Source organism: Dyella sp. Tek66A03 (genome assembly GCF_052567735.1).
Window position 1 is genome coordinate 730028 of record NZ_CP199584.1, and the last position, 14352, is coordinate 744379.

Consider the following 14352-nt stretch of genomic DNA (forward strand, 5'->3'; position numbering starts at 1 on the left):
GCCTAGATCACTGCTTTTTCTGCGACGGGATGAACTGCGTACGCACCGCTTCGGCCAGCTGTTCCGGTGGCAGCAGGCCCTGGCCAATCACGAAGTCGTTGAAGGCCTGGCGATTGAAGTCCTTGCCCAGTGCCAGCTCGGTGTCCAGGCGCGTCTGCTGCAGGCGCATATAGCCGTAGAAATACGCCGTGGCCTGGCCCGGGCTGTTGAAGGTGTAGCGGTCCAGCTCCTGCTGGGTCATCGCTTCGGACAGACCCACCTCGTGGCGCAGAACATCGTGCGCGCGCTCCTTGCTGATCAGGCCGAGGTTGAGCATCGGGTCCAGATACGCGCGGGCAGCGCGCTGCAGGCGAGCCTGGAGGGCGACGAACTGACCAGCCGGCGGCTCATACGGCAGCATCTCCGATTCCGCGTACAGCGCCCAGCCTTCCACGTTGACGCTATTGAAGGCGAACAGGCTGCGCGCCAGCGACACGCCGCGCTCCACCATGGCGGCAAACTGCAACTCATGTCCTGGGCGGCCTTCGTGCGAGGTCAGCGTCCAGGCCGCAGCCTTGTAGGTGAAGTCGTCATACGACTGCGACTTGTCGCCGTTCGACGACGGATTGCCCATGGTCAGCACGAAGGTGCCCTGCTCACCGTGGTTGTTGATGAAGGGCGGCGGATCCATGTGCGGTGCCGGTACGGCGGCGGTTTCCGCCTCGGAGGCCAGACGCATCTGCATCTTGCGCTGCGGCAGCGTGATGATGTGCTCGCGGCGGATGGTGTCTTCGATCTTGCCGATGGTTTCGTGATACCACGGCACCACGTCGTCCTTGCCCAGCTGCTGCTGCTTGAGCGCCTTCAGCACGTCACGGTAGTCCGTGGCGTCGATGCCTTCGGCCTTGGCCACCACCGGCGCCATCATCTGCATCATCGAGCGCAGTTCGACGAATTCCAGCTGCGCCTGCTTGATCAGCTGCTCCGGCGGAATGTCGACGCCCACCTGCTTGAGGTTGTACGCATACAGCGGCTCGGGCAGGCGGAAGTCCGCGCGTGCGCGCGGCACGATGGTGGCGCGCACCCAGCTGTCATAGTCCTTCAGCTGGCTGTCCAGTGCATCGAGGGCGGCCTTGCCTTCAGCGTCGTCCAGCTTGTACTTGGCGAACAGCTGGCGGATGCCCTGCGCGTAACGCTGGGTGTTGGCGAGCTTCTGCTCCACTTCGCCCTTGTATGGGCCGATCAGGTCCTTCTCGCCCAGGCGCGCTGTGGTCTGCGCCTTGGCCAGCTCGGTGATCGGCGTGCAGCCGGGCGCCTTGCCTACATAGCATTGCAGTCGCTTGAGCGCGGCGGGGCGGCGCTTGGCGGCGACATCGTCCTTCAGCAGGGCGAATTCGCCACCAAAGATCAGCTGGCCCACGTCCTGGTAGGGGAGCAGGTATTTGTGATTGAGGTCGATGCCTTCGATCTGCTGATCGGCGGCCTTGATCAGGATCTGCAGATCCTGCTTCACATTGGTGTCCTTCTCGGCGGCCAGCATTTTCTCGAGCTTGGCCTTCGCATCGACCAGCGCGGCACGGGTGCGCGCATCGACGTCGGGCTTGAGATCGGCGACCTTGGCGTCGTACTCAGGCAGGCCGATCTGCGAGGCGAACTCCGGACTGAACTGGGCGAGCACGTCGAGCATCACCTTGGAGTCGGTGTTGCTGCGCTCAATCCAGGTAGGTGTCTTGGTTTCTGCGTGAACCGATCCGACAGCGGCCAGCGAGACCGCCATGGCAAGGGCGAGACGTTTGGACATGTTGTTCCCCAGAGAGTGGTACCCGGAGCCTATAAGGGCAGCTGCGACGGGCGCCATGTGCCGAAGGTCTCGGGGCGGCCCTGAGGCGGCATTTAGCCGATCAGCATGGCGAAGGCGAACAGGCCGATCATGATGAACGAAATCACCAGCTTGATCAGGGTACCGAACAGCAGCCCCATCCAGGTGGCCGCTCCCACATGGGCCGAGCGCAGCACGCTGGTGCCCGAAGCAAGCTCACCCAGCAGTGCGCCTGCGAACGGTCCCAGCAACAGGCCCGCGATGCCGAAGAACATGCCTATCAGCGTACCTAGGCCGGCCCCCGACAAAGCCAGTGGGCTCGCCCCTACGCGTTTGGCGCCCAGTGTGGCGGCGACGAAGTCGACGATCACGCCCAGGGTGCCAAGCAAGCCGATCACGACCAGCCACCACAGCCCCACGTGCTGATACTGATTCACCGCCGCGGCCAGCCAGATGCCACCGAAGATCATCGGGATGCCCGGCAGCGCCGGAAGGATATTGCCAACCAGTCCACCCACCATCAGTAGAACGGCCAATACGTAGAGCGTGATCTCCAGCATGGTGACTCTCTCTCTCTCAGGTACGTGCCGCCACATCTCGACGTGGAAGAGTGAGCTGCGACGCTTACTTCTCGACGAACGCGCGCTCGATCACATAATCGCCTGGTTCGCGGGTTCGCGGCGAAATCTGAAAGCCGCGGCTATCCAGCAGGGCGCTGGTGTCGTCCAGCATGGCGGGACTACCGCAAAGCATGACGCGATCGGTCGCCGGATCGAGCGCGGGCAGGCCGATGGCCTGGCTCATGGCACCGTCGACGATGGCGTCCGTGATGCGCCCCTGGTTGCGGAATGCTTCGCGCGTCACGGTGGGGAAGTAGATGAGCTTTTCGCGGGCGAGCTCACCGAGGTATTCATGCTGCAGCAATTCATGCTGCAGGAAATCGGCGTAGGCAAGGTCGCTGATGTTGCGCACGCCGTGGGCGATCACGATCTTGTCGAAGCGCTCATAGGTCTCCGGGTCGCGCACCAGGCTGAGGAACGGCGCCAGGCCCGTGCCCGTGCCAAGCAGATACAGATGCCTGCCCGGCTTGAGGTCATTGAGCACCAGCGTGCCGGTTGGCTTGCGGCTGACGATGAGCGGGTCGCCCGGCCGGAGGTGCTGCAGGCGCGAGGTCAACGGTCCGTTCGGCACCTTGATGCTGAAGAATTCCAGGTGTTCTTCGTAGTTCGCGCTGGCAATGGAATACGCGCGCATCAACGGACGTCCATCCACCTCCAGGCCGATCATCACGAACTGTCCGCTGTCGAAGCGAAAGCCCGGATCGCGCGTCGTGCGGAAGCTGAAAAGGCTATCGTTCCAGTGGTGCACGTCGATCACGTGCTCCGTCGCCAATGCCACCATTGCCGGTTACCGTCCAGATGTAGAGGGAGCTGCGGGCGTGGCCCCGGTTGGGGGACCGGTTTCGGACTCGTAGGGGGAAGGCGCAAGCCGCTGCGCCTGACGAGTGCTGCCGCAGGTGCAGCCAGGGGGCCATTATGCCATCGCCGGACGGGCTGTTCATGGCAAGCCGTCTGCGCAGCGCCCATCGCGGAAAACGAGGCCCCGCACGGTTTTGCAGCCGAATCGGCAATTTCAGCGCCGTGGCCGACCCGGAGCACGCAAATCACTGCGGCATCATGACGCGAGCCGCATCGTCGCCATGCCTGGCTTCCGCATTGCTCCGATGCCCCGGCCATGCGGTTCCCTGTCAGCACGTACAATAGCGTTCATGTCTGCAGCCACTATCCCCACCGCCAGGTCCATTCAAAAAGAAGACTGGCGCCTCACCGTCGCCCCGATGATGGACTGGACCGATCGCCACTGCCGCTATTTCCATCGGCTGCTGTCGCCGCATGCGCGCCTGTATACCGAGATGGTGACGAGTGCCGCGTTGGTGCGCGGCAAACAACTGCGGTTGCTTGAGCATAGCCAGCAGGAACATCCGGTGGCGCTTCAGCTCGGCGGCAGCGATCCACAGGAGCTCGCGGTGGCGGCACGTTACGGCATGGACGCGGGTTACGACGAGATCAACCTCAACGTGGGTTGTCCCTCCGATCGCGTGCAGTCGGGTCGCTTCGGTGCGTGCCTGATGCGCGAGCCGGCCCTGGTCGGCGATTGCGTCAAGGCGATGCGCGATGCGGTGGTCGTGCCGGTGACGGTGAAGTGCCGTATCGGCGTGGACGACCAGGACGAATACGCTGATCTGCAGCATTTCACCGAGATGATGATCGATGCCGGTGTCGACGTGCTGGTCGTGCACGCACGCAAGGCTTGGCTGCAGGGGTTGAGCCCGAAGGAGAACCGCGAGATTCCGCCGCTCGATTACCAGCGCGTGTATCGGCTCAAGCGCGAGTTTCCGCAGCTGACCATCGTCATCAACGGCGGCATCACCACGGCCGATCAGGTAAAGGCGCACCTGACCCAGGTCGACGGCGTCATGTTGGGGCGCGCGGCTTATCACGACCCCTATGTACTGGCCCTGGTCGAGGCGGCGCTGTATGGCGAGCCGCTGCCCACGCGTGAAGACGTGCTGCTGCGCATGCGGCCGTACATCGAAGCAGAGCTTGCTCGTGGCACGGCGCTCAAGCACATCAGCCGCCATCTGCTGGGGCTCTATCAGGGCGAACCGGGCGCACGCGGCTTCCGTCGCCGCTTGAGTGAAGGCGCCCATTTGCCGGCTGCCGGCTGGGCGCTGATCGAACAGGCGATGGCGCCAACCCAGGTTGCCGCGTGACGTCGCCGGCCCGTCCGGTCAATATTCAGCCCCGATTCCATAGTCTGAACGAAGATGCCTCTCGTCCCCGCAGGTTATTCGGGTTTGTTTAACAAAATTAAAACAATTCTGTGTGGCTCGGTGTTGCTGCTTTCGCTGTCGGCGGGATCGGCTGTGCTTGCTGCGCAGACCGTCGAGCCGGCGATGACGCTGGAGCAGGCGGTAACCCAGGTGCAGCAGGAGACTGGCGGCAAGGTGCTGTCGGCCAGTACCGTTCGGCGTGGGCGAACCTCCTTCGAGCATCGGGTGAAGGTGTTGACGCCTACCGGCCATGTGCGGGTAGTGACCGTGACCACGGAGGCCAGCAAGGGGCCGGCTTCCAACGATTCGACCAAGAATCCGTCCGCTGACGGTGATAGCAACAAGGAGAAACACTGATGCGCATCCTTTTGGTTGAGGACGAGGCGCCGCTGCGCGAAACGCTCGCCGCCCGCTTGAAGCGCGACGGTTTTGCTGTCGATGCGGCCCAGGACGGCGAGGAGGGCATCTACCTCGGTCGCGAGGTCCCGTTCGACCTGGCCATCATCGACCTGGGGCTGCCCCGGATGTCGGGCATGGACCTGATCAAGGCGCTGCGCGAGGCCGGCCAGCGTTACCCGATCCTTATCCTCACCGCCCGTGGCGGCTGGCAGGACAAGGTCGAGGGTCTCAAGCACGGTGCGGACGACTATCTGGTCAAGCCGTTCCACGTCGAGGAACTGCTGGCGCGCATCAATGCGCTGGTGCGTCGTGCCAGCGGCTGGTCCAAGCCGGTGCTGGCCTGCGGCCCGATCAAGCTCGATACCACCGCGCAGACGGTGACTGTGGAAGGCAAGGTCGTCGACCTGACCAGTTACGAGTACAAGGTGCTGGAATACCTGATGCTGCATGCCGGCGAACTGGTCTCCAAGGCCGACCTCACCGAGCACATCTACCAGCAGGACTTCGACCGCGACTCGAACGTGCTGGAAGTCTTTATTGGTCGTCTGCGCCGCAAGCTGGACCCGGACGGTAACCTCAAGCCCATCGAGACGGTACGTGGACGCGGATACCGCTTTGCCATCCCTCGCAGCGAAGCCGACGACGAGTGAGTCGCAACCGCCGCGCCGTCCATTCTCACTGGCGGCGCGAGCGGCGCTTGCCACCAGCTTCGTGCTGGCGGCCTTCCTTGGCGTAGTCGGACTCACGCTGTCGCGCACCAGTGCCGATAGCGCCCTACAGGGTCTGCAGGATCGTCTGCAGAACTTCGTCGTGGCCTATCTGGCGGGGACCGAGGTCGGTCGTTCCGGCAAGGTACTGCTGCCCGACACGCCGCCCGACCCGAGCTTCTCGCGGCCAGGCTCGGGCCTCTACGCCGTCGCCATCGGCGACAACGGTTTCAAGTGGGAGTCGCCTTCGGCGATCGGGCGCGACTTTGCCTTTCTCAAGCCGCTGGCGCCGGGCGAAGGGCAGTTCGACGGCCCGATCGATACGCGCATGGGGCGGCTGTACTACTACACCTACGGTGTGGCACTCGATACGGCGGAGAAGAAGTCGGTGCACCTCACCTTCATGGTGGCGCAGACCGAAGACCAGCTCGAAGGACGCAACGCCGTGTTCCGCCGCAGCCTGGTCTTCTGGCTCGCATCCTTGGGCGTGATGTTGATCCTGCTGCAGATGCTGCTGTTGCGCTGGAGTCTTACGCCGTTGCGCAAGGTGGCCAACGAGATGACGCGCGTGGAGCGCGGCGAAAGCGAGCATTTGGCTGACCAATACCCGGCCGAACTTACCGGTCTTACCGAGCGCATCAACGCCTTCGTCGACAGTGAGCGCGAGCAACGCGTGCGCACGCGCAATACCCTGTCCGATCTCGCACACAGCCTGAAGACGCCGCTGGCGGTGATCCGCTCGGGACTCGAAACGGTGAACGACGAATCGGGTTTGCGCAACCAGGTGCTTGACCAGGTGCGCAAGATGGACGAGTTGGTGGCCTATCAGTTGGCACGCGCGGCGACATCGGGGCGGCAGACCTTTGCGGCAACCGCCATTCCGATCGCGGGTCACGCCGAGGACCTGGTGCAGAGCCTCGAGAAGGTCTATGCGGCGAAGAACGTCTTGTGCGAATTCGATATTGACGACAACGCGGCGTTCTACGGAGAGCAGGGCGACCTGCTCGAACTGATGGGCAATCTGTTGGAGAACGCGTTCAAGTGGGCCCGTCACCAGGTGCTGCTGGTGGTGAAGATGCGCCCTGTCGCTGGCCGCCCGCGCCCCGGCTTATGGCTGAGTGTCGAGGACGACGGCCCGGGCATCGACGAAGACAAGATCGAGAGTGTGCTGCAGCGTGGCGTGCGCGGTGACGAAAGAGTGCAGGGGCACGGCATCGGTTTGTCCATCGTGCAGGACATCGTGCGCGCCTATCAGGGCGAACTGATCGTCGATCGTTCGCCGGAACTCAACGGTGCTCGCTTCAGCGTGCGGCTGCCGCCAGGTTAAGGCAACGCTGAATAAGTATCGCCGTCGCCATGATGTCTGGAAGGCCCGCAGGGTGTGTCGTGCGGCGCCGGCAAGACTGGCCGTCTTGCCAAGCCGTACGGCGCAGCCTGCGGGCCTTCCAGACATCACCCAAACACTTGAAATCCTATCAGTTGGGCCGGCCCTGTCTGCCCGCATCTCTTCGGTGCGCCGACTCGACAGCCAGCCAGGCTGCCTTCGCCGACGCCCCTGTGAGCTGCGCGCAGACAGGGCCGGTGGCGACGGCGATACTTATTCAGCGTTGCCTTAAGGGGCCGGCGACGGTCCGTAATACGCATCCAGCAGATCGGCTACCGCCGCGTCGGCGCGACGCAGCACCGCCGGTTGCGACCAGTGCAGCTCGCTGACCACGGCGAAGAATTCATCCGCACCTTCGGCGGCATACGCATCGATCAAGGTATCGCGTCCGCGCGCCACGTCGTTGGCGAGATGATCGAACGCTCGCTGGAACGCCACGATCCATTGCCGTCGAACGATATGTGCTGGCAGTGGCGGCACGCCGTCGGGTGGGCCATCGAGCATGTCGAGCTTGTGCGCGATCTCGTGCACGACCACGTTGTAGCCGTCCCATGGCCGCTCCAGGTCGAGTTGCACGTCGGCAAGCGACAGCACCAGCGGCCCGCGTTCCCACGCTTCGCCGATGAGCACGTCTTCGCCTTCGCTCACGATGCCGCTGCGCTCGTCGTGGTGGCTGCGATGCACCTTGAACTCGCCGGGATAAATCAGTATCTCACGCCAGCCGCGCAAGGCACGCGGGCCTTGCTGGAGCGCAGGCAGGCACGCCTGCATGGCGATCAGCGTGCGCAGATGCCCAGTCAGTTCCGCTCCGGCCAGGGCATGAAAGCGCTTGCGTGCGAGGAAAACCGCCACCAGTCGCCGCAATTCATCCTGGCGCGCGTCATTCAGCCTCAGCGCCAGCGGACATGCTGCGAGCGCACCTTGCCAAAGTGGGTCAGGGAGCGGTGGGGGAGTGAAATAGGCGCGGAAACGCCGCCACCATGATTCCGGCACAGGCCGAAGACTTACTGGATAGAGCCGGGCAGCAGTGACTGCCAGCCAAGATTGGCGCGGTGACTGCGCGGTGCCGTGACGGGGTTGACGCCCGGGCAGTTGTCATTGGTGGACGAGGATGCCGCCGGCCCCGATGAAGGCGACGCATCGCGTGGCAGGCCCAGTGCGTCGCCGCTGCTGTTGCCACCGCCATCGTGAGTGCTGGACGTGCTGTCCACCGAACGCTGCATGGAGGTCAGATCTTGGGTGTCAGCATCCATGGCCGACGCAGCACCGATGCTGCCGACACACAGAGCACAACCTATCAAGAACTTTCCGGCGACCATGGCGGCGCAACCCCTTGATCCACAATCCAAGCACCGGATGCTGGCAGAAATGGGTACCCGATACCAGTGCCCTGAAAGCCGCCCGCAAGAACCCGCGAGTCCCAGAAGTCATGGAGGAAGACGCCCGTGCCAATGTTTGGGGAGTGCACGCGGCAGGCTAGAATTGTCCGATGCTACGTCTCACTTCCCCGCGCGATTTTACCATCGGTTGCCGCTCATGCGGCCTCCCTGGCGTGGGCTTGCGCTGATGCAGGCGCAAGAACTGCTGGTCGCGCTGGCGGGCGGGAACACCGTATCGGGTGCCTTGCTAGCCGAGCGCGCAGGAGTCACTCGCGCCGCCATCTGGAAGCAGATCGAGGCGTTGCGTGCGCGAGGGGTGCCGGTGGAGTCGCGCGGCACGGCCGGCTATTGCCTGCCCTGGCCTGTGCAGGTGCTTGGTTTGCAGGAGATCCGCGCGGCGCTCCCAGCACATGTGCGCAAAGACTTGGGCGCACTGGAGCTACATTGGGAGATCGACTCGACCTCCAATGAGATACAGCGTCGCCTTGGCACGTGGCCCGACTTGAGCATGGTCCTGGCCGAAACCCAGAGCGCTGGCCGGGGGCGCCGTGGTCGGGCCTGGCTGTCGCCGCCGGGCTTGAATGTCTACCTCTCCTGCCTGAAGCGGTTCGACGCGGGTTTCGCCGCGCTCTCGGGCTTGTCGCTGGCGGTGGGTGTCATCGTGATGCGCACGCTGGCGGCCCTGGGTATCCAGGGCGCGGGCCTCAAATGGCCTAACGATGTACTGAGTGACGCTGGCAAGCTGGCCGGCATCTTGGTCGAACTGAGCGGAGAGTATCAGGGCCCCTGCGCCGCCATCGTCGGCGTTGGCGTCAACGTGCGGCTCACCGCTGCGCTGCGCGAGCAGGCTGGGCAGCCCATTAACGACCTGGCCAACCTCGCGCATGGCGAGGCGCCCGATCGAAACCAGGTCGCGGCGAGCTTGATCGCCAACCTGGTCGAAGGTTTACGCCAGTTCGAACGCGACGGCTTCGCGGGATTCGTCGACGAATACGCCGGACATGATTTGCTGCGCGGCAAGGCGCTGCACCTGCAAGGTGCGCTGGGTGAGCGCGATGGCGTCGGCGCTGGCGTGGATGCGCGTGGTGCACTGCTGCTGCAAACACCCACCGGCGTGTTGTCGGTCGACAGCGCCGATGTGACGGTGCGTCGCGCATGAGACTTCTGCTTGACCTGGGCAACACACGCCTCAAGTGGGCGCTGCGCGACGGTGGCGACTGGCAGTCTCAGGGCGCCGTGAGTTGGAACGAGGACATCGTGCTGGCGCTGCACGAGGCCTGGCGCGATTTACTCGTACCTGCTGTCGTCACAGGTGCTTCGGTGGTGGACGGCGGGCGCGAGGCCCAGGTCGCTGCGGTGGTGTCGGCCTGCTTTGCGCGCGAAACGCAGTGGCTGCGCACGCCGGCCGAAGCCTGCGGCGTGCGCAACGCCTACGCCGAGCCGTCGCGCCTGGGCGTGGACCGCTTCCTGGCTATGGTGGCCGCCCGCGCCGATGGTCTGGGGCCCTGCGTGCTGGCTGGCGTGGGCACGGCGCTGACGCTCGACGCGCTGGCGGCGGATGGCCTGCACCTGGGCGGCCTGATCGCCCCCGGGCCTCAGCTGATGCAGCAGTCCCTGCTAGGTGCGACCGCTCGCGTGCTGGTCGAACGACCGGGGCGCGTGCTCGACGTCGCCGACAACACGCCCGATGCGGTGGCTTCCGGTTGCTGGCAAGCGGCCGCGGCGCTGATCGAGCGCTTCGTGGCGCGCCTGGCACCCGCGCTCGGCGGTGCGCCGCTGCTGATTCTGGGTGGTGGCGACGCCGAGGCCTTGTTACCGCTGGTGTCCGTGCCGGCAAGGCTGAGCACCGATAGCGTGCTGCGTGGCCTGGCCGTGTGGTCGGACGCACATTCCTCTCTCCGGTCGGCTCTCTAGAATGCCGGCTCGTGTCGTTTGCCTGACGGATCGACGATGTTCCTGCGCCTGCTCTTCGTTCTGCTGATTGCCCTCAACATTGCGGTGGGTGCGTGGTTGCTGCTGGGGCAGGACGACGTGCATGGTCGCAGTGTCACCGACCCGGATGTGCCGGCGCTGAAATTGCTGTCCGAGCGCCCGGCGCCACCCGCCTCGACGGCGCCGCCGGTAGCGTCGGCATCGACGGCTGTCGCCCCGGACGTATTCACGCCGTCCCTATCGCCAGCCCCGACTCCGGGAGCGCCACCGCGCCAGACCACCTATACCTGCATGGCGCTTGGGCCGTTCGCCACGCCGATTGATCTGCGTAACGCCCGCGCGGCGCTTACCAGCCAGGCCGCGCGCATGCGCTCGCGCCAGGAACAGACCACCCAAACCACGGGCTGGTGGGTCTATCTGCCCGGTGGCGGCAGTCGCGACAAGGCGCTGGAACTGGCGCGCCGGCTTACCGCGGCCAATGTCGGCGAGTACTTCATCGTCAGCACGGGTGACCAGTCCAACACCATCTCGCTCGGCCTGTTCAAGGATCCAGCCAACGCGCGCCGTCGCCGCGACCAGGTGGCGTCGGCCGGATTCCCGGCCCAGATGAGCGAGCGTACCGAGGCTGTGCCGGAATACTGGCTGGACGTGGTAGTGTCCGACAACGGCCACGCGGATTGGCGCAATCGTGTGCGCGGCGTGGGGTCGCACAGCACCGGCTGTTTCTGAGGTCGATGTTTTGACGTCAATCCGCGCGGTTTTGCTAGACTTCGCCTTCTTCGCCGGCATAGCTCAGTTGGTAGAGCAACTGATTTGTAATCAGTAGGTCGCGGGTTCGATTCCTGCTGCCGGCACCATTCGAGGATTCCCGCATGCGCAACGCGTCCTTGGCCGCCCTTCTGATGTTGGCGGGGGCGAGCGTCGCCATGGCGACGGACGTTCCGCTGGCGGCTGAGCAACTGGTGCAACAGCAGCAGACGGGGCAGGCGCCCTTGCTGCTTGATGTGCGTCACACCGACGAATTTCGCGACGGTCATATTGCAGGCGCATTGAATATCCCGGTGGAGGAGCTGGCCAGTCGCGCCGGCGCCCTGGGCGTGCCGCACGATCGCGAAATCGTGGTGTACTGCGTCTCCGGGCGTCGCGCCGCGCGTGCGCAGGAAACCTTGCTGAGCCTGGGATATACCCATGTGCGCCAGCTCGAGGGCAGCCTGAATGCATGGCGGCAGCGTCAACTTCCCCTGGTGCGCGAGAGCGCGGCCGATCCAAGCCATCCTCACTGACGAGACTTCATGCGTAACAAGGCACTATCCCTGATTGGTGTACCCACCGACATCGGCGCCGGCCATCGCGGCGCCTCGATGGGCCCAGAGGCGCTGCGCGTGGCCAATTTGGCCAGCAAGCTGGAGCGGCGCGGGTTCGAGGTCATCGATCACGGCAATCTGCAGGGCCCGGTCAACCCCTGGCAACCAGCGCAGGATGGCTATCGCCATCTGCCACAGGTCGTGGCGTGGAATCAGGCGGTCCATACGGCCGTCTATACCGAGCTGACTGCCGGCAGATTGCCAGTGATGCTGGGGGGCGACCATTGCCTGGCCATCGGCTCGATCAGTGCGGTGGCACGCTATTGCCGTGAGCAGGGTAAGAAACTTCGCGTGCTGTGGCTGGATGCGCACTCCGACTTCAATACGGCTGATGTCACGCCTTCGGGCAATATCCACGGCATGCCGGTGTCCTGTCTGTGCGGCAACGGGCCCAGGGAATTGGTCGAGCTGGGTGGGCATGTGCCCGCCACTTCACCGGACGTGTATCGCCAGATCGGCATCCGCTCGGTGGACGAGGGCGAGAAGCGCCTGGTGCGCGAGGCTCAGGTCCGCATCTTCGACATGCGCCGGATCGACGAAGCAGGCATGAAGGCCGTCATGGAAGAAGCACTTGCCGACGTGGATGACAACACGCATCTGCACGTGAGTTTCGACGTCGATTTCCTCGATCCGACGATCGCGCCGGGCGTGGGCACCACCGTGCGGGGTGGGCCGAACTATCGTGAGGCGCAGCTGTGCATGGAGATGATCGCCGACACCGGGCGCGTGAGCTCACTCGACATCGTCGAACTCAATCCGGCCTTCGACAAGCGCAATCAGACGGCAAGGCTGGCGGTGGATCTGGTCGAATCCTTGTTCGGCAAGTCCACCCTGATCCGTTAAGGCGACGCTGATTAAGTATCGCCATCGTCACCGCCCCTGTCTGCGCGCAGCTCACAGGGGCGTCGGCGAAGGCAGCCTGGCTGGCTGTCGAGCCGGCGCACCGAAGAGATGTGGGCAGACAGGGGCGGCCCCAACATGTTGAATTTAAGGGACGGGGTGATGCCTGGAAGGCCCGCAGGCCGCACTGCACGGCTTGGCAAGACGGCCAGTCTTCCCTGCGCCAGGCGGTGCAGCCTGCGGGCCTTCCAGGCATCATGACGATGGCGATACTTAATCAGCGTCGCCTTAACGCCCCGACACAACCATATTCTTAAAGAAGCGCACATGAAGACCCGCGTACTCACTGGTATCACCACCACCGGCACGCCGCATCTGGGCAACTACGTGGGTGCGATCCGCCCGGCGGTAGCCGCCAGCCGGCGCGATGACGTCGATGCGTTCTACTTCATGGCCGACTACCACGCGCTGATCAAGAGCGACGATGCGGCCCGCATCGAGCGTTCGCGCCTGGAGATCGCCGCCACCTGGCTGGCCGCCGGCCTCGATCCGCAGAAGGTCACGTTCTATCGCCAGTCCGACATTCCGGAAATCCCGGAACTGACCTGGTTCCTCACCTGCGTCGCGGCCAAGGGGCTGCTCAACCGTGCGCATGCCTACAAGGCTGCCGTGGACAAGAACAGCGCGGCGGGCGAGGACGCCGACGCCGGCGTCACCGCGGGCCTATACATGTATCCGGTGCTGATGGCGGCGGACATCCTTGCCTTCAATGCGCACAAGGTGCCGGTGGGCCGGGACCAGATCCAGCACGTCGAAATGACGCGCGATATCGGGCAGCGCTTCAACCACATCTACGGCCGCGAGTTCTTCGTGCTGCCGGAAGTGGTTATCGAGGAGCAGGTGGCGACGTTGCCGGGCCTGGACGGCCGCAAGATGTCCAAGAGTTACGACAACACCATTCCGCTGTTCGCCGGTGGCCAGAAGCATTTGCGAGAGACGATCATGCGCATCGTCACCGACTCGCGCCTGCCCGGCGAAGCGAAGGATCCGGACAGCTCGTCGCTTTTCACCATCTTCCGCGCGTTCGCCAGCGAAGCCGAATCGGCGGCGTTCCGCCAGGCGCTGGTCGATGGCCTTGGCTGGGGCGAGGCCAAGCAGGTGCTGTTCGAGCGCATCGAGGTCGATGTGGCGCCGATGCGCGACAGCTATGACGCGCTGATCGCGCGTCCGGGCGTGATCGAAGAAATCCTGCACGAGGGTGCGAAGAAAGCGCGTGCGATTGCCGCGCCGAAGATGGCCGAGTTGCGCGATGCCATCGGCCTGCGCTCCGGCGCATCGAGCACGCCGTCGGCGGCTGCCAAGGCTGCGCCGAAGGCGGGCAAATTGCCGCGCTTCGCCAGTTTTCGCGATGGCGATGGTAGCTTCCGCTTCCGCCTGTTCTCCGCCGAGGGCGAAGAGTTGCTGTTGTCCAAATCGTTTGCCGACCCCAAGTCCGCCGGTGCGTTGCAGAAGCGCATCAAGGAACTTGGCGCGGTCGCGGCCGTGCTGCAGGCGCAGCCCTTGGCGCTGGCGCTGGAATTGGACGGCGAAGAAGTGGCCACCACGCCCACCTATGGTGACGAACAGGCACGGGACGAAGCCCTCGCGCGTTTGCGTGGGGCACTGGATCAGCTCGCGGCACAGGAATGAGTGCGGCAGGCGCAGGCTCTGATGGAG

15 protein-coding genes and 1 tRNA gene are annotated in these 14352 nt (G+C 64.6%); 11 read left to right on the top strand and 5 right to left on the bottom strand.

Annotated elements, in window-relative coordinates:
• Window positions 1-7: 7 nt before the first annotated feature.
• The 3 genes from ACT01B_RS03190 to ACT01B_RS03200 all read right to left on the bottom strand — a co-directional run bounded on the left by ACT01B_RS03190 (window position 8) and on the right by ACT01B_RS03200 (window position 3199).
• Window positions 8-1780, bottom strand: coding sequence for a DUF885 domain-containing protein (locus tag ACT01B_RS03190; RefSeq protein ID WP_445145948.1), 1773 nt, complete (start codon window positions 1778-1780; stop codon window positions 8-10).
• Between the two features lie 92 nt (window positions 1781-1872).
• Window positions 1873-2355, bottom strand: a complete 483-nt coding sequence (locus ACT01B_RS03195; protein ID WP_445147415.1) for a DUF456 domain-containing protein — start codon at window positions 2353-2355, stop codon at window positions 1873-1875.
• Between the two features lie 67 nt (window positions 2356-2422).
• Entirely contained in the window at window positions 2423-3199 is a 777-nt protein-coding gene (locus ACT01B_RS03200; protein ID WP_445145949.1) for a ferredoxin--NADP reductase, read from the bottom strand.
• Between the two features lie 367 nt (window positions 3200-3566).
• Here ACT01B_RS03200 and dusA point away from each other — a divergent pair, with 367 nt between their 5' ends.
• From dusA to ACT01B_RS03220, 4 genes are all read left to right on the top strand, one after another.
• A complete protein-coding gene (gene dusA / locus ACT01B_RS03205; protein ID WP_445145950.1) occupies window positions 3567-4571 on the top strand; it encodes a tRNA dihydrouridine(20/20a) synthase DusA in 1005 nt (334 codons plus the stop codon).
• Between the two features lie 84 nt (window positions 4572-4655).
• Window positions 4656-4988, top strand: a complete 333-nt coding sequence (locus ACT01B_RS03210) for a PepSY domain-containing protein (RefSeq protein ID WP_445145951.1) — start codon at window positions 4656-4658, stop codon at window positions 4986-4988.
• On the top strand, window positions 4988-5680 hold the full coding sequence (locus ACT01B_RS03215; RefSeq protein WP_266149863.1) for a response regulator transcription factor: 693 nt from the start codon (window positions 4988-4990) through the stop codon (window positions 5678-5680). Before ACT01B_RS03210 ends, ACT01B_RS03215 begins: the two co-directional genes overlap by 1 nt.
• Window positions 5646-7064, top strand: coding sequence for an ATP-binding protein (locus ACT01B_RS03220; protein WP_445145952.1), 1419 nt, complete (start codon window positions 5646-5648; stop codon window positions 7062-7064). The genes ACT01B_RS03215 and ACT01B_RS03220 overlap by 35 nt, the downstream gene beginning before the upstream one ends.
• Before the next feature lie 285 nt (window positions 7065-7349).
• Here the strand turns inward: ACT01B_RS03220 and ACT01B_RS03225 are convergent, their stop codons facing one another.
• Window positions 7350-8114, bottom strand: a complete 765-nt coding sequence (locus ACT01B_RS03225; protein ID WP_445145953.1) for a M90 family metallopeptidase — start codon at window positions 8112-8114, stop codon at window positions 7350-7352.
• A gap of 11 nt (window positions 8115-8125) precedes the next feature.
• Window positions 8126-8344, bottom strand: coding sequence for a hypothetical protein (locus ACT01B_RS03230; protein WP_445145954.1), 219 nt, complete (start codon window positions 8342-8344; stop codon window positions 8126-8128).
• A 343-nt stretch (window positions 8345-8687) separates the two neighbouring features.
• Between ACT01B_RS03230 and ACT01B_RS03235 the strand changes: the two genes are divergently transcribed.
• The 7 genes from ACT01B_RS03235 (at window position 8688) to ACT01B_RS03265 (ending at window position 14325) form a co-directional block, all read left to right on the top strand.
• The gene (locus ACT01B_RS03235) at window positions 8688-9659 is read left to right on the top strand and encodes a biotin--[acetyl-CoA-carboxylase] ligase (RefSeq protein ID WP_445147416.1); all 972 of its coding nucleotides are present in this window, start codon (window positions 8688-8690) and stop codon (window positions 9657-9659) included.
• Window positions 9656-10414, top strand: a complete 759-nt coding sequence (locus tag ACT01B_RS03240) for a type III pantothenate kinase (RefSeq protein WP_445145955.1) — start codon at window positions 9656-9658, stop codon at window positions 10412-10414. The genes ACT01B_RS03235 and ACT01B_RS03240 overlap by 4 nt, the downstream gene beginning before the upstream one ends.
• 36 nt (window positions 10415-10450) lie before the next feature.
• Complete coding sequence (locus tag ACT01B_RS03245) at window positions 10451-11161, top strand: SPOR domain-containing protein (RefSeq protein ID WP_445145956.1); 711 nt, start codon at window positions 10451-10453, stop codon at window positions 11159-11161.
• Between the two features lie 52 nt (window positions 11162-11213).
• Window positions 11214-11289, top strand: a tRNA-Thr gene (locus ACT01B_RS03250).
• A gap of 15 nt (window positions 11290-11304) precedes the next feature.
• Window positions 11305-11715 (top strand): rhodanese-like domain-containing protein, encoded by a 411-nt coding sequence (locus tag ACT01B_RS03255; protein WP_445145957.1) that lies wholly within the window; start codon window positions 11305-11307, stop codon window positions 11713-11715.
• Window positions 11716-11724: 9 nt separating this feature from the next.
• The gene (gene rocF, locus ACT01B_RS03260; RefSeq protein ID WP_445145958.1) at window positions 11725-12639 is read left to right on the top strand and encodes an arginase; all 915 of its coding nucleotides are present in this window, start codon (window positions 11725-11727) and stop codon (window positions 12637-12639) included.
• Between the two features lie 324 nt (window positions 12640-12963).
• Window positions 12964-14325 carry a tryptophan--tRNA ligase gene (locus ACT01B_RS03265; protein WP_445145959.1) on the top strand — a complete coding sequence of 454 codons (1362 nt, stop codon included), beginning with the start codon at window positions 12964-12966 and terminating at the stop codon, window positions 14323-14325.
• Window positions 14326-14352 lie beyond the last annotated feature (27 nt).